Here is a 23378-nt window from a genome sequence, read left to right on the forward strand (position 1 = left end):
AATCACTTTTTCTCATCGCTTTTTTGGGTTATTCACCGATTTTCTGATACCTTTCGGGTTTTGATTCAAACGATGAGTTTTTCAATATGAATGATTGGTTAATTGAGCTGCAACGAGCACTCTTTAGTAATCACAAGGATTGGTTCGGCAGCGTCCTGTTTATCACAGGTTGCAGCGCCATCGCATGGATCGTCTGGCGCGTCATCGCATCACGCTTGCATCAGTTGGCAGAGAAAACCCGACTTCACTGGGACGATCTTCTACTAGAAGCTTTTAGAGCCCCTATCAGCACTTTTATCTGGCTATGGCCAGGAACCATCTCCCTTGGCATTATCGTCCAAAGCCAAACCGGACAAAGCTTAGCTTGGCTTGGCACCGCGAAGCTCATCATGGTGATTTCACTGCTGGTTTGGATCGTCATGCGCTTTGTCAATCATGCAGAAGAGTATGTTTTAGCAGCTCAAAGCTACGATGAAACCACAGTGCAGGCCACTGCGAAGGTGGCGAGGTTATTTATTCTCACCATCGGCGCGCTGACCATGATGCAGGTGTTTGGTGTGAGCTTATCTGGTTTGTTAACCTTCGGTGGTGTGGGTGGCTTGATCGTCGGTTTAGCGGCCAAAGACCTTCTTTCAAACTTCTTTGGTGGTTTAATGATCTACTTTGACCGTCCATTCAAAGTTGGGGATTGGGTACGATCTCCGGATCGCCAAATTGAAGGCACCGTCGAGCGCATAGGTTGGCGAATGACCATTATTCGCACCTTTGATAAACGCCCTTTGTATGTACCCAATTCGGTGTTTAGCAATATTGTGGTGGAAAACCCTTCGCGCATGCTCAATCGTCGTATTTACGAAACCATTGGTGTGCGTTATGACGATTGCAATAAGCTACCTCAAATCATTGAGCAAGTGCGCGAGATGCTGAAACATCACCCCGATATCGATACCGATCAGACCTTGATCGTGAACTTTAACAGCTTTGGTTCTTCGTCACTTAACTTCTTCGTCTACACCTTCACCAAAACGGTGAACTGGGTTGAGTACCATGGAGTCAAGCAAGATGTACTGCTTAAAGTGATGGAGATTGTTCAAAAAAATGGGGCGGATATTGCATTCCCGACTCAAACATTGAAGTTTGACCCCGTTCAAGCTGGACTGGTGGAATCCAACCGCTCTCAATCGGAGTAACGTTCACCTTAGAACAAAACGCAAATACAAAAATCGAAGCCCGCGCTTGATGATTCAGCGCGGGCTTTTTTTAGATACGTGGCGCCAACTGACGTTGAATCACCAGTCAAAACGCCATCTTCAATCGTTACTCTTTGCTTAATACAACACGAGCATTAAGCGGCTGAACCGGACGGTTGTTTTGGCCCATAGCCTGCATCAATACGTGCGTCTGAGTGGACGACAGCTCGCTGGCTTCCTTAATCACAAACCAACGAACGCCCTCGCTACAAGGAGGCGTAGTGAGTGAACCGTTAAAGCGATAGTACTCGGCGTGCACAGGAATCAAGTCGTTAACGTCAAACGCTTGGGCAAGTTTTACTGCCTCACCCGCTTTTGGCACTTTTGCAATCAACGAGTTCAACGCTTGGTTTTGGCTACCCGACTCAAACATCACAGCAACCACCGCCAAGTTGCCCGCTTTGTCTGCATGCACAAAGTGCGCCTCTAGCGGATATTGCTTACCTTGGATCAAGTTTTCAGATGGCGTATGGAAGTGAAATTGCTTCAGTTCAAAGCTTTTACCGTCAATATCCAGTACATTCTTGCCTGATAGGCTTCCCTGTAATGTGTGACCATTGTTACTTAGCGCAATCACTTGGCCTGAATAGTGCAAATCTAAGCCTTTGAGATCAGCTTGTGTTGGCTGACGGATATCAATCGGGCTTTGGTTTTTCCCCATCGCACACTCTTTGGCAATCTCTCCCCAGTGCTCTGGTCCATGTTTACCCTCATAACCCCATTCGGCGGCATGGCATCCCATCGCCGTTAGACCGGTTGCAAGCACTGCAGCTATCACTGTTTTTTTCATTTTCTTTCCTTGCTTTCGTTGTGTTTTATAGAACCGCGCCATGGTAATCACAAACGATCAGAATCGGGCAATGTGCAATCTTTGTTTGCTGTCGAGATTTGGAAGCAGACACAATCATGGTGTAATTGAGATGATGATTAATTGGTAAGCGAGTGAGTTCGATTCCATAAAATAAGCCGAGATTTCTCTCGGCTCATCGTGATCATGTTGCTTCTCTCTGCGCGTTTTTAGGCTATTTGTAGCCACCATACACAATTGGCGCATCAAGCGAGAGGCGGACTCGATTACGGTGAATCGCCTCTGGTGGCAAACTAATAAAACCGTGCTCTGCAATGGTTTCCTGCCCCTCTTCGCCTAATGTTAAACCGACGAAATACTTCTCCGCATCGGTGAGGTAATGGCGATTGGGTGGCAAATTAAGGTAGAGATAATAGACGTTAGACAATGGGTAACGGCCAGACAAAATCGTCTCTTTGTTGAGGTCAAAACGCTCGCCATTGCGGTTGATGATATCAAGGCGGCGCACACCACTCTCAAGCTCTGCGTAGACGGTATAACCCATCAAATTTTTGTCATCGGCGATCGCGTCGATAAGTTGCTCACGCTCAGGATAAAACTGGGTAAGCGAGCTTTGAGGCGATTCACACTCCACCAGCTTAGCGAAGTTCAGATGCTTAGCCAGTTCGTTTTCCACCGCCACAGGTTTGATGGTTTGATACTCTTCGCCAAGAATCTTATTCCACTGCATGAGTTCAGGTTGCTCATGGCAACCGAAGATCAACTCCAATTCATCAATGGTAACCGCACCGATGGGGTTTTCTTGATTCACGACGATCGAAATAACATCAGAGGTAAAGAAAAGCTCCGTCGGGCGATAGCCATATTTGTGCTCAAACAAGGCGATTTCACTGTCGAGCCATTTGCGTGAACTGATACCCAGACGCGCTTGGTTGTCGATCATTGCGCCTTGCACATCGGCACTTTTTCGCGCGGTGATATCGAGCTCTGCCGATTGGATTAAATCGTTAGCAACCACCATCAATTCTTGTTCAACCAAAATACGCGAGCTTTCTTGTGCCCAAGCCCCCGCACTCAACGACAACCCAGCCAATGTAGCGATACAACCATTGATTAATTTCATTTTTGCTCCCTTCATGATTGCCACCCGTTATTGACGAACAGTGCGTTTGAGATTGGACGATTCTTGCTCTGAGGTGTAAATCGTCCATTTCGCTTCGGTTTTCATATCTGGCTGGGTGATCACCGCGATGGTGCGGCGTTTTCGGTCTTTGAGTTTCTCCGTCAACGCGGTCACTTGGGTAAATTCCTGCTCAGAAATACGCTCTGGTGCAATGCCGTTTTCGATTAACGCCTCTTTTAACACCGAGGTGCGCTTTTTCGCTAACACTTGGTTGTACTCATCGCTGCCTTCTGGGCTTGTGTCGCCAACCAGAATGACTTTTGCTTCTGTGCCTTGATTTAAAAGTGCCAGCAACTCATCAAACTCGCTCGACTGATCGAGATGAATATGGGCATCGTCAAAATTGAAGTAAACGGTTTTGATGTCCACTTTTTGATAAATTGTCCAACGAGTACAACCTTTGCTGTCCACTTCTGCCCCCAATGGCGTGTCCGCACAAATGTCACGCTGGTTGATCACCCCATCTTTATCGCTATCGCGCAGATCATCGATTTGATGTCGAGTCATGGTGGTGTCCGGCATTTGTGCGCAAGCCGCAAGCAACACAGGCAACACAGGCAACACTGCGCAGGCTAATAAATTCAGTCTCATATTATTTCTCCTTTGCCTGCCATTCTTGTGGATGTTCTACACGTAACGCATAGGTAAGCAGCCCCATTGCATTGAGCAATCGATACGCAGACAAGGTGTGGTCATACTGCGCAGCCACGTAGTTTCTGCGAGCTAAGAACACTTCCACTTTCGCATCCAGCACATCCAGTAGACTGCGTCTTCCAACCGTAAATTGTTGGATGTAGCCCTGCTCAGCCACTTTTGCAGAATCCACATTTTGTTGCAGCAGTTGCTTTTGCTTAGCCAACATATCGTAGGCGTGCCACGCCAATTCTGTTCCTTCTCTCACCTGACGTTCTGTGCGAATGCGAATCGCACGAGCTTGCTCCGCTCGCCATGCTGAAGACTCCACCCGCGCGTTGGTTGAACCGCCATTAAACAGATCGTAATCGAGAGTCAACATGATGCGCGCATCCTCATCACGCCCTTCCGCACCACCGATGTTCTCGTTTTTGTTGGCTTGCAGCTCCAGTTTGATCTCTGGGTAATAGCCACTTTTCTCACGCTTGATCTCTTTACGCGCCGCTTCAATATCTTGAATGGCTGCGCGAATTTCCGGATGATTGTCGACGGCTTGTTGCACCGCGACCTCACGACTGGGTGGCAGTAGCGCAAGATCAAAGACAGGATCCACCAACTCACGAGCAGGTTTGCCAACAAGACGAATAAACTGAGTTTCTAAATCATAAAGGTTGTTCTGCGCAGCTATCATGGACGATTTACTGGTCGCCACTCGCGCTGAAATCTGTGCCAAATCAGAATGGCTACTCAAGCCTTTGCCCGTTCTTTCCAGAATATCTTGATAGATCTCTTCATGTTCGCTGACATTACGCTCGGCAAGATCCAGCATGGTTTGCGCTTTGAGGTATTCTAAATAAACTTTCACCACATCCAAGGCAACGTTTTCCACATCAGAGAATAATGCCAAACGTTCAGATTCCGCTTCAAAGCTGAGACGATCGACATTGGCGGTGGTTTTCATGCCATCAAACAACAGTTGCGAAACTTTCACCCCAAGCTCACTGCGCGTGAGTCCACGATCATCGTCATCGATTTTTCGACCACTGTTGTAGTAGGTTTCCTCGTAACCAATCGCGCCGTAGAGCTTCACTTGTGGCAGATAAAAGCCCTCGGCTCCGTCCATATCTCGGATGACCGATTGATAGCGCGAGTACTGGGCAAGTACTTCTGGGCTGTAATCAATGGCCGCAGCCACCGACTCCTCCAATGAGATTGCATGTGCATGTGGCAGCGCCAGTGCCCATGACACCATGAGTAATTTTGAACGCATTCCCTTTCCTTTTCTGTTTAAGGCTCTCTTAACGCCGTCTCTTTGGCTCTGAGAAGCGGCTTAAGCCAATAGCTCAATACGGTTTTCTCTCCCGACAATATGTCGACCATCGCCTGCATGCCGGGGATAATTCTAAAATTCTGTTGTGATGCGTCATCGGCCATCAATTCAATGTGAGCACGATAATACGGGTCACCTTCTTCGGTTTTGAGTGAGTCAGCACTCACATACACCACTTTGCCTTTCTGCCCGCCATAGATAACGAAGTCATAAGCGGTAAACTTGACCGTGGCTTCTAAACCGACTTTGACATAAGCAATATCTTGTGGCGCGATTCTCGCTTCCACAATTAAGCGGCTATCGAGCGGCACCAACTCCATAATCGGTTCACCCGGGCGCACCACACCACCAATCGAGCGGATCAACACATCTTTTACCGTGCCATCCACCGGTGACAAAATTTCCGTGCGACGCAATTGATCGGCTATCGCCGATTGGCTTTCCTGTAGGCGCGCGAGCTCAGCCACCACTTCATTCAACTGACCACGCGCTTTGGTGCGAAAATCGAGTGCAATGCCGCGATAATCCGCAATCGACTCGGAATAAGCCGCTTTTTGTTTCTGTGCCAGCACTTTTGCACTAGAAATATCGCCTTGCAGCTTGACGTAGTCGCGCTTGAGTTTAAGCAGCTCCACTTCGGCCACTGCCCCTGTTTTCACGACATCTTCAAGCATGTTGAGCTCTTTCTGCACAATCGCCATGCTGTTTTCCAAGGTGCGAATGCTGTTTAACGTATCTTGATAGGCTTGAGACTGCTGCTCAATGCGCAAGGCGGATTCTTCCAGTTCCGAGTCCAGCTGTTCCAAACGTTGATGGTAATTTTCTCGCGCATTAAATTCGGCGCGAGTGACTTCATCTTGCCCACTTGGGTAAGGTTGCTTGGCAATGCGCACTTGTTGCTGCCAATCCGTGGATCGACCGTCAACCACGATGCTTTGCAGCTCGAGCTCCAAACGCTTTTTCTGCGCGAGCAAAGTTTGCAATTGCTGATCCGACTCTTGGTAAGAAGCGCGAAAACGGGTGTCATCGAGAACCATCAAAGGCTGCCCTTTCACCACTTTCTCCCCTTGCGACACCAACACTTGCTTAATAATGCCGCCTTCTAAACTCTGTATGGTTTGAATCGACAAGCTTGGCACCACTTTGCCGTCACCAACCACCACCTCATCTAAGGTCGCCCATGAGGCCCAAACCACTATCGCCATCACCAACGCAGCGCAAAGCCAAATGAGACGACGAGAACGGTAAGCAATGCGGTTATTCGACCACATGATCTGACTGCTCATGATTGCCCTCCTTTGACCACGCTCACTGATTTCACTCGGCTGCGCACTCTCGCAGAACCTTGTTGCGTGAAGATCTCATGCGGTGTGCCTTGCGCCACCAATTTACCTTTATCGAGCACCAAAATACGATCGCAAAGGGTAAGAAAACTCTGCTTATGTGAACTGATGACCACGGTTTTGTTCGCTGGCAAACGTTGTAAAGCGTGGAAAAAACGCTCTTCTGCCGCTTTGTCTAACGCACTGGTGGGTTCGTCCAAAAGCAGCATCGCAGGGTCGCGATAGATCGCGCGAGCGATCGCCACTGCCTGACGCTGTCCCCCTGAGAGAAAACGCCCCTGTTCACCCACCTGAGTTTCCAAGCCATTCGCTAAGCGAGGCATGTAATCATTGAGGCCAGAGAGCATCACCGCGTTAAGTAATCTTTGCTCATCAATGCTTTGGTCACCAAAGGTGATGTTTTCGTAGATGGTGCCATAAATCAGCCCTGGGTTTTGACCAACCCAGCCAATCCCAGCACGAATGACACTGGGCGGCCATAACTGCGCATCAATGGTTTCGTAGTACATTTGCCCAGCGGTTGGCAGCAACTGACGAGCAAGCAACGCCATTAAGGTGGACTTCCCAGAGCCAGCATTGCCGATAACACCAATTTTCTCTCCCGCTTTGATATCCAGTGAGATCGCTTCCAACGCGTGGATCTGCATCTCTGGGTAGGCGAAGCTGACGTTTCGCAAAGCAACATTACCGTGGAACTCGCCTCTGTCCATCACTTGATGTGACGTGGATTCTTGAGGCGTGGCCATGATCTGGTTGAGCCCTTCCATTGCGGTTTGCGTCTGCTGGTAACGCAGCATCAGCATAGAAAGCTGGTTGATCGAAGACGCAGCGCGCCCACTGAGCATCACAATGGCAATCAAGCCTCCCATGCTCAATCGCCCTTCGGCAATCTGATACACACCGAAAATGATCAAGGCGATCGTCACCACTTGCTGGCTCGACATAATGGAGTGAGAAACAATGTTGGAATAAAAACGCGAACGGGTTTGCCATTCCGACAACGCAGAAACCGTCTGTTCCCAGCGTTTTTGTGTCATCCCTTCTGCATTGTTTTGCTTGATATCCGTCAGAGCTGACAGGCTATCGTAAACATGGGCTTGGCGTTGCGTAGAAAGGCGCGCCGATTCGGTAAAGGTTTGTGCAATGCGACCTTTCATCACAAAACTGAGCAGCAATAACGCCGCCATGACCGCCAGCGGGATCAACATCATCGCGCCGCCTAACCAGCCAATCAGCAGGAGGAAGAACAGCGTAAACGGCAGATCGACTAAAGTAACCAGTGACACTGAGGTGAGGAAATCTTTTACGCTATCGAAATCTTGCAACTGGCGGGCAAATGCGCCCACCGACTGAGGTCGCTGCTCAAGGCGCATCCCCAGTACTTTTTGGAATAGTTGCGCTGACAGTTTGTTTTCAACATAGCGCCCCGCCATATCGGTCACCGAGCTGCGCGCTTCTCGTAATACCCAATCAAACACCACGACGATGATGACACCGACAGACAGCACCCAAAGAGTATGGAAGGCTTGATTCGGCACCACGCGGTCGTACACATTCATGGTAAACAGTGGCACGACCATCGCCAGCAAGTTAATGACAAACGAAGCCAGTAAGAGATCACGATACCAAGGACGCACTTCCATCAGCACTTGGCGAAACCAATGAACGGGCTTTTCTTCAATCAAACTCTCAACACGGCCATCAGCAGCAACCTGTGTCGAAAGCTGCCATACCCCCTCTTTCACTTGCGTTTTCAACTCATCCAAACTCAAGGTCAGGTCACTATTGGCCTCATGCGGCGATAAACAGCGGTATCGCTCGCCTTCTCGCCCCAAAATCAGCAGCGGGCTACCTTGCTTCTCCACGGCTAAACAGGGGAAAGTGGCCTGTTCCAGCAGCGACAAGTTGGTGAGGCCGACCTCTAGCTGCGCTTGCTCTGCCGCTCGTTGAAACAAGGCTTCACTCAATTGGCCATTTTCAAGGGGCAGACCATTGACCACCTTCAGGGCGTGACAACGAATACCAAAATGTTGGCATGCCCAAAGAATGGCCGTTAACCAGTGATCTTGTCTCTCTTCCACGATTGTGTTCATACCACTCCCAACTACTGAACAATCAGATTTTGATCATCGATCATTTGCTGAAGGATTTGTGCTTCGGTCAGCCCTGCGCCGTAATAATCCTCAAGATTCAGGTCTGTCAGTACGATGGTTTGCACCGCATTCACACCATCAGTCTTGATGTTGATATGCAGATCCGTACCGGTTTGCACTAGGTCGACAAATGGATCCGCACTCGCACCATCACTCACACCCAAACCAGACAAAATCGCACTAAGATCAATGGTGTCGCTGTTGGCAGACATATCAAACCCTGCGATGGTATCGACCGTCGCATCTCCCACCGAACCTAAACTGTCTGAGTTGAAGACAAACAGATCATCGCCACTGGTGGCGGTTAAGCTGCTGTCCCCTATCGCCAATAGCTGCACATCCAACACTTGGCTGAGTCCTGTCGCTGTCTGGCCGCCCAACTGTGCGCTTGGCGTCAGTGTGAGGGTGAAACTCTCGGCGCCGGTGTAGCCGGAGACAATACTGAGGTTGGCCACATCATTAACCGGAACGAGCCATTCGCCAGACTCTTTGCTGCCAGCCGACAGGAGCAAACCATCGGGTAATCCCGAAATGGTCAGATACCCTTCTTCTCCATCGGCAGGATTAACCATACTCATATCCAGATTGAGTGGAATCGACCCGCTCGCTTCAGCCACGATGGTGACGTAATCCAGCGTCAAAATAGGCTCATCGGGTACCGGAGCTAGCTCAACGACAATGCTTTGTGTTTGTGCCTCACCCAAATCGGTCGCAAGAGAGCCCAACACAATACTCTTGTCAAAAGTTTGCGCTGTCATGGTCAAGTTGAGGGTGCCAAAGGCATCCCCTGAGTAGAGTTGGATATTTCCGACCTCACTGGCACGTACAATCACTCTCGCCACCCAACTACCATCACCGTGCTGATTGAATGACGCTTCATGACCATCAACAATGATCTTATCCAGCCCGCTCAACGCAGAAGGATCGGAAGTCAATTCGGCATGCAAGGTTAGTACAATAAACTCATCACTATTGGTTTCATTGCTGCTGATGGTCACTGGGATAGAAAGCGCTTCTCCTTCCATGCCTGTGTATTGACTATCCAATCCAAAGAACTGCACATCATCACCCACTGGCAAAACGCCCACTGTCATCGAGCCAGAGGTGTGGACAATATCGGTGGTACCGATCTCTTGCGTGATTGCGTTGATGGTGAGTGGAATATCACCGCTGAAATCCAATGGTGGGAGAATATAAAGATCGGCAAGTCTGCTTGGATCAAGTTGCCACTCACTGCTGGGCATGCCATCGAAACTGCCACCATCGGCTCCGTTATTTGGCAGCAGTTCATAACTTGCACCCACTTTGTAAACCAGCACAGCCCCATCCGGTACGCCTTTGATCATAACGGATAGTGTTTCGGAACCATCTTGGTCAATGAGGCTCACATCAAGGCCGGACAACGCAATGTAACTGTCCTCATCCCCCAGTACGTTGCTTGCGTTAATGTTGGCGGCATCGGTCACCGGATCAATATGAATGGTGATGATGGAAACTTTGTCTTGCGTATCGGTTTGCGCGACGCAATCCGCAGCATCGGTAATATTGGCATGCACTTCCAAGCGAATATCACCACTGTAATGCGCCGGAGGGACAAGGCTGATATCGCCAAGTCGAGTCGCATCGTTAATGGTATACGTGCCATCACCGTTGTCGGTGAGCAGTCCAGTATCTGCCGGAGTTTCCACTAACGTGACGCCACTTGGCACTTTGATCATCAGGCTATTGATGGTCTCTTTACCCGTTGCGCTGTTACCCTCACCACTGATCGTTTGTCCCGCCTCAACACTGTCACCGAGTATCAGGCTCAAATTCAGATCCGTCACGCCATCTTCATCCATGGTAGTGACCGACGAGACCAGCATATCATCAACAATGGGTAGAATTTCGATATCAATGGCTTGTGTGGTAGTGACACTGTCACCATTACAGCCAGAGGTTTCTTTGATGTCCACTTCGAGAGAAAGGCAACCCGCAAAGTCCTCATCCAAACCGGTGATTTTTAAGCTCGCCATTGCTTCGGGCGGAATAACAAAACCGACGATGTTACCCGCGCTGTCATACTCAATAGTGACCCCTTCTCCCTCAATCATCACGCCGTCTGGCAGTTTATCAGCGCTAATAAAGAATGAGAGTTCGTTATTAGGATCACTGCCAATATTGCCATCGAGCAAACCCGATAAATCAAGGTCTTCTCCTTCGTTGAACTGCAGAGCGTCATCACCCGGAGTTAGATCGCCAGGGGGACCAACGGGCTCACAGCTGCCACCCCCGTCGTCATGCCCAGTAAATTGCACTCGGATCGGTGCGTCGATAAAGCGGGCATCCTCCCCATCAATCACACGTGCTGAGACCACTAAATTAATGATCTCGGTATTTTGTGTCGACGAAATCGTCGCATCCTTGAGGATCAGCGCTGCCAACTCTCGCACGCTATCACTGGTTAGGCCGTGCGCAGGGATCACCCAGTTTCCTTCACCGTCTTGAGTGGCACCATTCGGATGGTCGACAATCAAGGTTAAGCCTGTCGGCACTTTGATGACGATATAATCAAGATACTCAGAGCCATCCACGTCCATATCAACAAAACGCACCGCGTATGTGAGATCGACTGCTCCCCCCTCACTGTTGGCAAGCACCCGCGGATTGCCTTCTAATCGCGTATCGAGTTCAACGCGGGCATCAAAATTCACGGCGATGGTGGCATCAACATATTTCTGATCAATGGCGCCTGTACCAGAGGTATCCTGCACCAAATAAGTCACTGGGATATCGAGCGTACCGCTGAAATCCATCGGTCCTTTAGCCGTTAAACGACCGCTGTTTAACAACGATTCCAGATCGGGGGAAAGAGAGTCGGTCAAGCTCGCGACATCTAATCCACCCGTAGGAATCGTTATTTCAACGCCATCAAAATAGAGCGTGATTCCCTGCTCTGGTGCGTTAATCACATAACCGATGACTTCTTCACTGCCGTCGTTATCTGCACCTAATGATGGCCAAAGTGAAAGAGGAACTCGATTGTCTTCCACACCTAACGAACTGATGATGCTGCCTGAGTTTTGATCCACTTGCGGCTTGATTTCGATATCTACCGTCATCGGGAACTCGCCGGAGTCACCATCTGGCTCAGTGGAGATCACTTTAAGAGAGAGTTGCAGTTGACCACTGTAATCCTCAGGGACTTTGAGATACAAGTTAGCCAAATCGCTATTGGTCACTTGATAAATGATCCCTGTGGTTGGGTCTTCACCCGAGATCGGCAAACTCACTGGCTGCCCTGAAGCATCCACTAGCATCACGCCATCAGGAATACCCGTGATCAAAATGTTGATCACTTCGGAACCATCGTCATCTGACGTGATGAGTTCAAAATCCAACGGGATCAATTGATCTTCAATGAAATCGGTTTGATTGCTGATCACTTTGCTTTCGGCATCATAACCCCAATGTCCAGCACCGCCATCGATCGCGTGTGGTTCATCGACAACCCCGGTTAAACGGATAGTGATGGTTTCCGTACTGCTGTTGGCGGTTGGTGTCACTGGGACCAAACCATCCACCGTTGACTCCAGCGAAACGGCGGTCACTTTCACGGTCAAGGTTTCAGTCACCGAGCTGATGTCTTCTTTCGGAATCAAATAGATGTGGCCAGCCACCAGCTCAGCATCCGAGAACCAATAAGTGCCATCTTCCAAGCGAAGCGAGCTGCCCCCTTCGACACTCCAACCCTCTGCCACTTCAAGTTTGTAGTAGAGGGTTTCAGAACCATCGCTATCGGTGAGATGCCCTTTAATAGCGTCGTGGAGGTTCAACGGCTGATCTTCTAAGCCCGCAATATTTTTCACGGACAGTGATGGCGTATCGGCATCTGGGCGCACATTGATGGTCACTTGCTGGGAAGCGACTGCCGTTTGATCGCTTGGACTAGCAAAGCTACTACCCGCTTCCGTTGCTACTGCGGTGACCGTAAAGGTGAACTGTCCAGAAATATTGGTATCGGATCGAATCGTCATGCGATTCAACTCTTCTTCGCTGTAAGCGGTGGTTTCGTTGACTTGGCTGCCATCGAGCCAAACGGTAATTCCCGCAGGAATGCCGGAGATCAGATAGCTGAGGCTCTCTGAGCTGTCGCTGTCGACAAGATCGGCGTTCAACGTCAGCAATAATGGCTCTGAAGCGTCTTCAACAAGGGTATAGTCATACTGTGAATCGGCTTGCCATGTAGGCACATCCGCAACGGGGAACACATTGACATTAATGGTATCCGCCAAGGTTTCACTGCCTGTGGTACTGGCGATGATCGCGCTGACCGCCAAAACGATCGTAGCGGTATTGCTGGCTAAATGCGTGGCAGGTTGATAGGTCAATGCGCCTGACACCGTCACTTGGTTGCCAATCATCAGCAACTGACTACCCGAGAGAATGACTTTGCCACCCACGGCATTGAGCGCGACACCATCAAGGTATAAGGTGCCTCCTTGCAGAGAATTGGCATCAATCTCTATCGAGTCCACCGTTTCACCTTGATCGCGGTCGCCTAGTGCAACCACGATGGACAGTGTCCCTTGCTCATCTTCACGCATTTCCACATCATCAACACGTAAGATGCCGGCTGTGTCATCCAAGACCAGCGTTGCGGTGCTGGTCACTTGGTCGCCGTCCCCATCGATAACCACATAGCTTACCGTGTCAGAAATCGCAGGAACCGTGGTCACATTTGGGTTTGTGGTTAGTTCGAATGTGCCATCTTGATGCACAACCAGTGAGCCGTACACCTCACTTGGCACATTCGGGTTAACGAGTTGGATGGTCACTGGCGTGCCATCCGCCGAGAGTGGATAAGTTGTACCGCGATACGTCACGCTGCTGATTTCAGCACCATCGGCACCCATCACCGACTCAGGCAGCAAGTTCGTGGTGTAACTGTCTCCTTCCACCAGCTCGACACTGGTGTTCTGCGCAATGGGCACATCATCCGTCACCGTCACGGTTAAAGTTTCAGTGGAGGAGATGTCGCCATCGGCATCGATAACCCACATATCAAAAGGCAGATCAAGTAAGTTGGTACCATTGCCATCAGGGTGATCCAGCGCACCAGAAAGGACAAAATCGACTTTGCCGTTGTTGTTCGGGCGAATTTTGAACACCACTTCGCCATCACTGCTTTTTGCCACAAACCAGCCGTTGCTGTTTTGCGCATACAGGGTTATCGCTAAACCGCCACTGGTAAAGCCTTGAGCGTTGAACGCGGCGATGTCGATCTGAATATCAGCCACATCATCACTACCACCATCGACATTCAGTACATGCGTGACGGTCTCGCTGCCCGATGCGATGCCATCATCCGTAATACCGTGCTCGTCTACCACCACTTGACCAGCGACACTTAATGTTGGCGTTTCGCCATCAAAGATGATCAAGGTGCTATTGCTGGTCACGGAAGTGCCGTCGGTATCCGTCGCGGTGACGGGTAATGCAACACTCAACTGTTTATCGTTAGTCAGTTTACTGTGATCAACGGGCAAATAGAGATGCACCGACAGTGTGACCTGATTGGTGCTATCTGGCGCAAAGTTTACGCCATCCGGCAACTGCACAGAGAATACCGCCGTGCCATCACTGAGAATGGCATCATAACTGCCGTCACCGTTCACACGCCAAACCAACGCCTCACCATTATGGGTAAGCGCATTGTTGTTGCGATCCACCACCGCTTGGCCATTACTCACTGACAAGGTCACCGCAACGATAGGGTCGGTGTCCGCCGATACCACCAGATTGACACTTGCTTCACTGGTAATGCCCGCGGGAATCAAGTTGTCTTTCGGCAGCTCAGTCACCACTAAAGTTGCCGACGTCAGCTCACCTTGGTGACCGTCTTGGATTTCGATGTCTAAAGGCAAGCGCTGTATATCGCCATCGGTATCGCGTATGGTGATCACGAGAGGAATCGCGTCAATTTCATCCTCATCGTGCTGATCTAACGCTCGATAAAGAATGAAATCGTAGTTAATCAGTGAGTTGTTTTCTGCATTTGGCTCTTGAATACGCACTTCAAACACCAAGTGGTTCAGATCCCCGACATAGGCTTGAAGCGTGTTGCCATCTGGAGAAACCACGTACGAAATCTCTTCCCCACCACTGGTTAGAGTGGGCTGCCCAGCCAGTTCAAAATAGAGCGAGCCAATAGGATCGCTTCCCACCGCGACATTGACTGAACCACTGTCACTGATACTCGATTGAGTCAGCAACCCTTCTTCGTTTAAGAACACACCATTTGCATTTGATAACGTAGGATTGGTGCCATCTTCAATTCGCCAAACAAAATCTCCAGAGATCAGCGCCGTACCATCACTGTCGGTGCCTGTGATGGTGACAGGTAAACGAGTGACATCATCACCGTTGTACTGGTTAATTGGCCGATTTAAAGTAAGAGTGAGTGACGCGTTCACATCACTACCACTGATCGCCGCGTCACTGAGGGTGAGCGTAAAGATAACATCGCCATTGTGTGCTGTGGCACTGATCGTTTTACCATCCGAACTTAACTGATAGCTCAGCGTCAATAAACTCTCACCACTGGTCAAATTAAGGGATTCAAAATCCGCTAAAGCCTTTTCATCAAAACGCAAAGAGTTGGCATCGGGATTATCTGAGCCACCAGTCACCGTGATGCTTGTTGTCACCACTTGTGCCCCATCGCTGAGCAGATTTTCTGTCAGGGTTTGGCTGCCTGGTTCAATTCGCCCAGCCTCACCATCGTGAATATCGATCACCACATTCGCGGAGTCGTAATCGTAGTTTTTATCCCCTGCGATGTAGGAAAACGTCACTTGCTGGCTTTGGCTATGGTCGAGATCTCGACTGACCGCCATGGTCCAACGACCGTCGGAATAGATGGTGAGGATTCCCTCTGGTAGCACTAAGCTCAGTGGTGCGCTTTGCGAAACCACATGCGTTTCGCCATTAATGAAAATGCTCTTCACCAACAGTGGCGCATCAAGATCAAAATCGTTGGCGAGCAGATTACCAAACTCATTGTGCCCTTCCGTTGTCAGGTAGTGGTCATCAAAGGAGATCGGTTGAGAGTCGAGCACGACGATGGAAACAGGCGCCACGACGGTTTCACTGGTGCCATCGGTATCCGTTTGTGTGGCCTGGATAAGCAAAGAGGTATGGGTAGAATCCAGATCGCGAATTTCATCGAGCGGCTTTTTCAGGCTGATCTTCACTTGGTCATCCACTATCTCGGCCGTCAGTACCTGTGCCCCATCGGTTCGCGTAGCCGTTAAGCTCAACCCGTCTGTCGAAATGGCGATCGTGATAGCTTGCCCCTGCGAAGTCAGCTCGGTGAAGGCACTTTGGTCAGCATGGAAAGCAAAATCACCAAACTGGATGTTGAGATCAACCGTCGCATTTTGCTGTCCAAGGATACCAACGAGCGCTTCGATGAACACCGCACCATCTGGGTAGATCACCGTCGGCATGGTGTCCGTTGCTGGGTTACCCGCTAAATCTGTTACGTCTGCTTGAATTTGCCACTCTGCATTTTGATCCAACGAAGCAATGTCAACACCGTTGATCGTCCATGAGCCTGAAACATCAACAAGTGTGGTGTAAGTCAGCGTATTTGTTCCGTCTGTAATCGTCACCGTTACGGTTTGATTTTCTTCCGCGCTGGTCGTGCCCTGAAGGGTTGTTAAGCTGCCCGAACGAAAATCCACCACGCTCAAACCATCGAGCGTATCGATATCTATTTGTGGTGGCAAAGTATCAATCACATGCAGCGAATCACTGGCCGTTGCCACATTGCCCGCCACATCACTGACCGACGCCGTCACCACAATCGGCCCGTCAGCAAGACTAGAGAGATCCGCATCGGCGACTTCCCAGCGTCCGTTGACCACTGTGGAGCTAAACGTCAGCACTTTGCCCGCTTGATCCGTCACCGTAACGGAAACTGTTTGACCCTCTTCGACAAAAAAGACTCGGCCAAACAGATCGGTGGCGGTCACTTCAGTTGCATTAAGCAGCGCATCACTGCCTGAGGCCACATTCACGCTGATCACTGCGCGCGTGTCTTTGACAATGGTATCGGTGTCCACGGTGGGATTGCCAGCGACGTCAATCGTCTGCGTATTGACGATGAGCTCACCCTCAGCAAGCGCAGAGAGATCTTCGCTGATTGACCAACTGTTGCCGCTCACTGTGGTTGTGAAGGTTAAGCGATGACCAAGATGATCAATCACTTCAATGTCAATGCGCTGGCCATCTTCCACATTGCTCACGGTCCCAGCGATACCACTGGTGGTGATTTCGGCCTTGTTGAAGAATTCATCACCATTGCCTTGGAAATCGGTGCTGATCTCCGCCAAGGTGTCTTTGATCGTGGAATCACTCGCCGACACGGAATGGCCATAGACGTCGTGAATTTCCGCTTCCACCATCAGTGGCCCTTCCGCCAATGAGCTAAGATCAACCGGGCTCACTTGATAGGCGTTATCGGAAACGCGTGTGGTAAAGGTCAGCACCTTGCCATCTACATCCGTGACGGTAATGGTGACGAGGCGTAAATTCTCGACATCCACCGTGTTACCGTGAATACGCACTGCGGGCACTTCAAACTGGTTTTCGTAGCCATCGCCACCATCGTCAATCACCACGGTGATCTCTGCACTATCAACCAGCGGAGGAAAGACAATCGCATCTTCAATCACGATGGGCAGTGGCGTTAGTACCGTTTCAGTGGTGCCATCGGCATCGGTTTGCGTTCCTGCAATCATCAGGTCCGTGAGTAGGCGCTGCGAATCGCCGTGATCCACCGGCAGGAACAGTTGCAACTGAACTTGAGCATTCGAGGCAATATGCGCCGTCAGTAAAATTTCGCCATCGGCACGGATGGCGGTTAAGGTCAGCCCATCGGCTGACAGCGTGGTCGTAATGCTTTGACCAAACGAAGTCAGACTTTCTAGATCCGTTTGCACGTCATGGAAACGAAATTGCGCTTGTTCCACATTGATATCGGATGTTGCACCGCTACTGCCAATCGCCACCGTCAAATCTTCATACACGGTCACCACATCAGGGAAGGTGAGCGTCGGCATATCATCCACCGCGCTGTTTCCTGCGGCATCAGTCACCGTGGCGGTGAGTGTCCATGTCGCGCGGTTGTTCAAGTCGCTCACATCAATGGCTGCAAATTGCCAGTTCCCCGCGGCATCCACGCTGGTGGTGACACTGATGCTTTGAGTGCCATCGCTGATGGTCACCACCACGGGTTGACCGACTTCGGCCCCTGTAGTGGTGCCTTGCAACGCAGTGCTGGTACCCAATTTAAACTGCAAAATGTTGAGGCCATCGAGCGTATCTATGTCAATGGTTGGAGCCGTGGTGTCTACCGTCGCGCTATCGGTTGCCGTTGCTGGGTTGCCTGCGACATCGACGGTCGAGACGGTGGCGGAGATCTCGCCATCCACAAAGCCAGAAAGATCGAGATTCTCGATCGCCCATGCCCCTCCAACAATCGTGGTTTGCAGTGTCATGGTGTTGCCTGCGGAGTCCGACAGCACCACATTCACGCTTTGGCCATCTTCAATGTGACTGACCAAACCGCCGATTTTTACCGAAGTCAACTCTTCTGGATTCAATAAGTCGTCGTCACCACTTTCAATTTCAACCGTAATGGACGCTTGAGTATCTTTCACTATGGTGTGATGTGAGGTGGTAGGGTTGCCCGCGACATCAAGGGTTTGAGCGTGTACCGTCAGCTCACCATCACTTAACGTACTTAAATCAACCTCCAATGACCATTGCTCGCCCGATACCACAGTGGTAAAAGTCAGTCGTCCGCCTTGCCCATCGATGATTTCAACGTTGATGGTTTGTCCATCTTCAACATTGGCCACGTGGCCATTGAGCATGGTGGTAGCTACTTCGAACTGATTTAAAAATGCATCCCCTTGGCCGTCAAAGGCGACATCCATTTCTGCCAAGGTGTCTTTGATGGTGGCGTCGTTGGCGGTGATGACGTTGCCATAGGCATCATGAATTTCTGCCTCGACCGTGAGCGGACCTTCAGCAAGCGAGCTCAAATCGACAGGGAAAAACTGATATTGGTTGTTCTCAACTCGGGTGGTGAAAGTAAGCGTCGCGCCCAACGAATCGGTCACGGTAATGGTGACTAAACGCAAATCTTGAACATCCACCGTATTGCCGTGTATCCGCGTGCCTGGTACTTCGAGAGCATTTTCGTAGCCATCGCCGCCATCGTCGATAGTAACCGTCAACGACGCGCTATCCACCAAGGGTGGGAAGACAATCGAGTCCTCAATCACAATCGGTAACGGTGCAATCACTGTTTCTGTGGTGCCGTCGGCGTCCGTTTGGGTGCCTTCCAACAAAATTTGCGTCAGCAAGCGTTGCGCTTCACCATGGTCAACGGGCAAAAAGAGGGACAACTTAACTTGGCTATTGGTTTCAATCGCAGCGGTTAATACCGTTGCCCCATCGCCACGGACAAGGCTCAAGGATAGACCATCGGTTGAAATCACCACTGACACGGATTGACCAAGAGAGGTAAGTGCGGCGAGATCGGACTGCGTGTCGTGGAAAGTAAACTGGGCATTATCGATATTGATGTCCGACAACGCCTCGCTGCTGTCGAGAATCACCGATATGTCTTCCCACAAAGAGACGGTGTCTGGAATATCCAGTGTTGGCGTCTCATCGCTGGCGCTATTGCCTGCGGCATCGGTCACCGTAGCAGTTAAGGTCCAACTTTTCGCAGCATCCAGCGCACTGACATCGATGGACGAAAACGACCACAAGCCAGACGCATCCACCGTTGTGGTCACCGAGATGGTCTGAGTGCCGTCGCTGATGGTCACCACAACTGGCTGTCCGGGCTCTGCCCCTGTTGTGCTGCCTTGCAGTGCGGTTTCCGTGCCTTGCTTAAATTGAACAATCCCAAGGCCGGTTAAGGTATCAATGTCAATGGTGGGCGCCGTGGTATCCACGATCGCCGTATCTTCTGCTGTGGCAGGGTTACCCGCCACATCGATGGTACTGGCGGTGGCGTGGATGTCGCCATCCGTAAGAGACGAAAGGTCGAGATCTGTGAGTGACCACGCGCCCGATACGACTACGGTAGTAAACACTAACTTCGCCCCAGAGGCATCCGTCACCACCACTTGCACCGCTTGGCCATCTTCAACATGGCTGACAACGCCAGAAAGCGTCACAGAACTCAGTTCGGTCGGATTCAGCGCCTCGTCCTCGCCACTGTCGATGGCGATGGTAATCGCTGCTTGCGTATCTTTTATGATGGTATCACTCGCGGTGGTGACATTACCGGCAACGTCGATGGTCTCCGTATTAAGCGTCAACTCGCCATCCACCAGCGACGAAAGATCAGCCTCGATTGTCCACGTATTGCCCGCCACAAGAGTCGAGAACGTTAAGGTGTTCCCTAGAGCATCGATCACCTCGATATCAATACGCTGACCATCTTCTACCTCGGTGACTCGACCTGTCAGTACGGTTTTGCTCACTTCAAACTGATTGAGAAACGCATCGCCATTGCCTTCAAACTCCGCGGTGATGTCTGCCAAGGTATCCTTGATGGTGCTATCTGTGGCTTGAATGGTCTTGCCATAGACATCGTCGATATGAGCCTCTACGCTTAACGGCCCTTCGGTTAAGCCTGTCAAGTCAACTGGCGAGATTTGGTAACGGTTGTTTTCTACTCGAGTGGTGAAAGTCAGCGTATTGCCATCCACATCGGTCACAGTGATCGTCACTAATCGGAGATTTTCCACATCGGTGGTGGTGCCATGAATGACGACGGCGGGGGTTTCTTGCGCATTCTCGTAGCCATCGCCACCATCATCGATGGTGACGGTGATCGCCGCGCTGTCAACCAGTGGAGGAAACACAATCGCATCGCCAATCACCACCGCCACCGGCGCAACCACCGTTTCACTTGTACCATCACTGTCGGTTTGCGTGCCTTGAATCATCAGCTCCGTCAGTAAACGTTGGGTGTCACCGTGATCGACCGGCAAAAAGAGTTGAATTTTGACTTCTTGATTGTTGAGAATGTGGGCCGACAACACCACTTGACCATCGGCTCGCAGCGCCGAAAGAGAAAGACCATCGGCAGAAAGTACCACCGAGATGGATTGACCAAGCGAGGTCAGTGAAGACAGGCTACTTTGCTCATCAATGAACGTGAAATCGGCATTGTCGATATTGATTTGCGAAAGCGCGTCGCTGCTGCCAAGAGCAACGGCAATATCCTCATTAACGTTGACCATATCAGGCACCATCAGGCTAGGCATACCGTCGCTTGCGCGGTTGCCAGCGAGATCCGTCACCGTTGCGTTCAATTGCCATTCCAAATTGGCATCCAATGTCGAAAGGTCAATGCTGTCGAACGACCAATTGCCAGCCGCATCAACTTGGGTGAGCGCTTCAACCGTATTCACCCCATCGGTGATGGTGACTAAAACCGGCTGCCCAGCTTCGGCGCCCGAGGTGGTACCTTGCAAGGCCGTGTCTGCCCCGGATTTAAAATCGATGATCTGCAACCCGGTTAAGGTATCAATATCGATGGTAGGAAAAGTGGTATCTAGCCCTGCGCTGTCGGTTGCAACAGCAGGGTTACCCGCAACATCTTTCGTCATCGCCAAGACGCGAAAATCACCATCGGCAAACTGAGAAACATCGATGTTGTCGATCGACCATTGATTACCCGACACCGAGGTAACAAACCACTGCGCATGGCCTGCCGAGTCCACTAGGACAACACGAATCGCTTGTCCGTCTTCAACATTCGTCACCTCACCGTAGACACGAACGTTGCCACTCTCGGCATCACTCACCAAATCATCATCGGCAGAGTCAATGGCTACCGTAATGGAAGCTTGTGTGTCTTTGACAATGGTATCGCTTGCACTTGCGGGGTTGCCCGCTACGTCGATGGTTTGAGCATGAATCGTCAGTGGGCCTTCCGCAAGGCTGCTTAAATCTTCGTTGATCGACCAAGTTCCACCATTGACCGTAGTGGTAAAACGTAGGGTTTGGCCCAAGCTATCGATCACTTCGATATCGATGCGCTGCCCATCTTCAACATGGCTAACGGTGCCTGTCAGGCCCGAGGAAGAGATTTCAAAACGGTTAAAGAACTCATCGCCTCGGCCATCAAACTCAGTGGTGATCTCCGCCAAAGTATCTTTGATTGTGGTGTCAGAGGCTTGAATAAAGTTGTCGAGTTCATCGGTAATGGTTGCGGTGACGGTCAAGGTACCTTCATCAAACCCACTGGCGTCAATACCTTCAATGCGGTACTCGCCTTGAAAAACCGTAGCGCTAAACACTTGCTGTTGACCGGAAGCGTCAGACAAAACCAGCTGAACGATACGGCCATCCTCTACGTCTGTCGTGGTACCGAAAATCGCAATGCTCGGTACTTCCAGCGCATTTTCGTAACCATCGCCACCATCAGCTATCGTCACCGTGATCGTGGCATCATCATCCAAGAGATAAAATTGCGCATCTGGGCTTTCACGCTCAGGCGTGTTTTCATAGTCTGTCGGCAGCGTGTCGTAACCGGATTGAGCCAACACCTCACGCAGTTCAGGGCGAATGAAACCGAGTAAGCTCGCGCTTTCAGAAGCGAGGTCCTGATCTGAAGATTGCGCTTCGTTTGGCGTTGTAGGGCGTTGGTATACTGGCTCTGCGTCAATGGGATCGTCAATGTTAACGGCATCACTATCATTAATAGGTAGCGGTGTTTCTTTAACGTACTTCACCGTTGGGTCAACCACCTCGTCGGCTTGTACGGCAACCCACTGACCATCAGGCATTACCTTCCAAAGTACGCCGTCGATTTCGATATAAAGTACCGGTTTCATTGTCATTTCCCTATGCCACTGCGCTTACTGCTACAAATTTAATGCATACCAAACAAACTCACAAGGCTTGACCTATCATTTAAGCTTATGTTTTTTAAATTAAATCCACATTTCATTAGCGGATTCACATATCAAATAAGCCTCTCTCAATTATTGAACAAATTGATACCATTGAATTCAGTTCGTTTCATAACCAAATCCATCACTCAATATTCATCTAACACTTTGTCTTAGCGAAAGCTTCACGATTGCTTCACATTTGATGATGAATAATCAAAACCATCAAAAAGAGGAAGTCATTATGAAAAAAATCCTATTAGTGCCATTTGTTTTGCTTGCATCTCACTCCGCTTTTGCAGCTTTCGACGCTCAACAACAGCAAGGTGGTTTTACGGGTCCAACAGTGGGCGGCGTCAATACAGTAGCCAATGCACTGACCGCGCGCGATGATACGGCCGTTGAACTGACAGGGAACATCGTTCAATCCCTCGGAAATGAAATCTACCTATTTAAAGATGCGACTGGCGAAATTCAGGTGGAAATCGATCACGAAGATTGGCGTGGGCAGAATGTCGCTCCAAAAGATAAAGTGCTCATCATTGGTGAAGTAGACAGTGAACTCGTGTCGACAAAAATCGATGTGGACTCTATCCAAAAACTGTAAATAACACCTGCCTCTGTGTTGCTCTGCGTACCAAACGACGTTGAAACGCCATTACTCAACTCGTTTGGTATTCTTCAAATTCGCTAACGTTTATTTTG

The 23378-nt window shown here is 50.2% G+C and carries 9 protein-coding genes; 2 read left to right on the forward strand and 7 right to left on the reverse strand.

All coding sequences use genetic code 11. The features are described 5' to 3' along the window. Positions 1-86: 86 nt before the first annotated feature. The gene (locus AOT11_RS16175) at positions 87-1190 is read left to right on the forward strand and encodes a mechanosensitive ion channel family protein (protein ID WP_017422360.1); all 1104 of its coding nucleotides are present in this window, start codon (positions 87-89) and stop codon (positions 1188-1190) included. 127 nt (positions 1191-1317) lie between these two features. On the opposite strand, the gene AOT11_RS16180 is transcribed toward AOT11_RS16175, so the two are convergent. From AOT11_RS16180 to AOT11_RS16210, 7 genes are all read right to left on the reverse strand, one after another. Further along, a complete protein-coding gene (locus tag AOT11_RS16180) occupies positions 1318-2040 on the reverse strand; it encodes a carbonic anhydrase (protein ID WP_026050779.1) in 723 nt (240 codons plus the stop codon). Between the two features lie 232 nt (positions 2041-2272). After that, positions 2273-3181 (reverse strand): PstS family phosphate ABC transporter substrate-binding protein, encoded by a 909-nt coding sequence (locus AOT11_RS16185; RefSeq protein WP_017422358.1) that lies wholly within the window; start codon positions 3179-3181, stop codon positions 2273-2275. A gap of 27 nt (positions 3182-3208) precedes the next feature. Then, the gene (locus AOT11_RS16190; RefSeq protein ID WP_017422357.1) at positions 3209-3832 is read right to left on the reverse strand and encodes an OmpA family protein; all 624 of its coding nucleotides are present in this window, start codon (positions 3830-3832) and stop codon (positions 3209-3211) included. Between the two features lies 1 nt (position 3833). Next, positions 3834-5144, reverse strand: coding sequence for a TolC family outer membrane protein (locus tag AOT11_RS16195; RefSeq protein ID WP_017422356.1), 1311 nt, complete (start codon positions 5142-5144; stop codon positions 3834-3836). A gap of 17 nt (positions 5145-5161) precedes the next feature. Then, positions 5162-6490, reverse strand: coding sequence for an HlyD family type I secretion periplasmic adaptor subunit (locus AOT11_RS16200; RefSeq protein WP_017422355.1), 1329 nt, complete (start codon positions 6488-6490; stop codon positions 5162-5164). After that, the gene (locus tag AOT11_RS16205) at positions 6487-8640 is read right to left on the reverse strand and encodes a type I secretion system permease/ATPase (RefSeq protein ID WP_017422354.1); all 2154 of its coding nucleotides are present in this window, start codon (positions 8638-8640) and stop codon (positions 6487-6489) included. The genes AOT11_RS16200 and AOT11_RS16205 overlap by 4 nt, the downstream gene beginning before the upstream one ends. Before the next feature lie 11 nt (positions 8641-8651). Continuing rightward, positions 8652-22616 (reverse strand): T1SS-143 repeat domain-containing protein, encoded by a 13965-nt coding sequence (locus tag AOT11_RS16210; RefSeq protein WP_017422353.1) that lies wholly within the window; start codon positions 22614-22616, stop codon positions 8652-8654. A gap of 301 nt (positions 22617-22917) precedes the next feature. Here AOT11_RS16210 and AOT11_RS16215 point away from each other — a divergent pair, with 301 nt between their 5' ends. Beyond that, entirely contained in the window at positions 22918-23280 is a 363-nt protein-coding gene (locus tag AOT11_RS16215) for a YgiW/YdeI family stress tolerance OB fold protein (protein ID WP_026050781.1), read from the forward strand. Positions 23281-23378: the final 98 nt, after the last annotated feature.

The sequence above is a fragment of the Vibrio vulnificus NBRC 15645 = ATCC 27562 genome, assembly GCF_002224265.1.
Lineage (GTDB): Bacteria > Pseudomonadota > Gammaproteobacteria > Enterobacterales > Vibrionaceae > Vibrio > Vibrio vulnificus.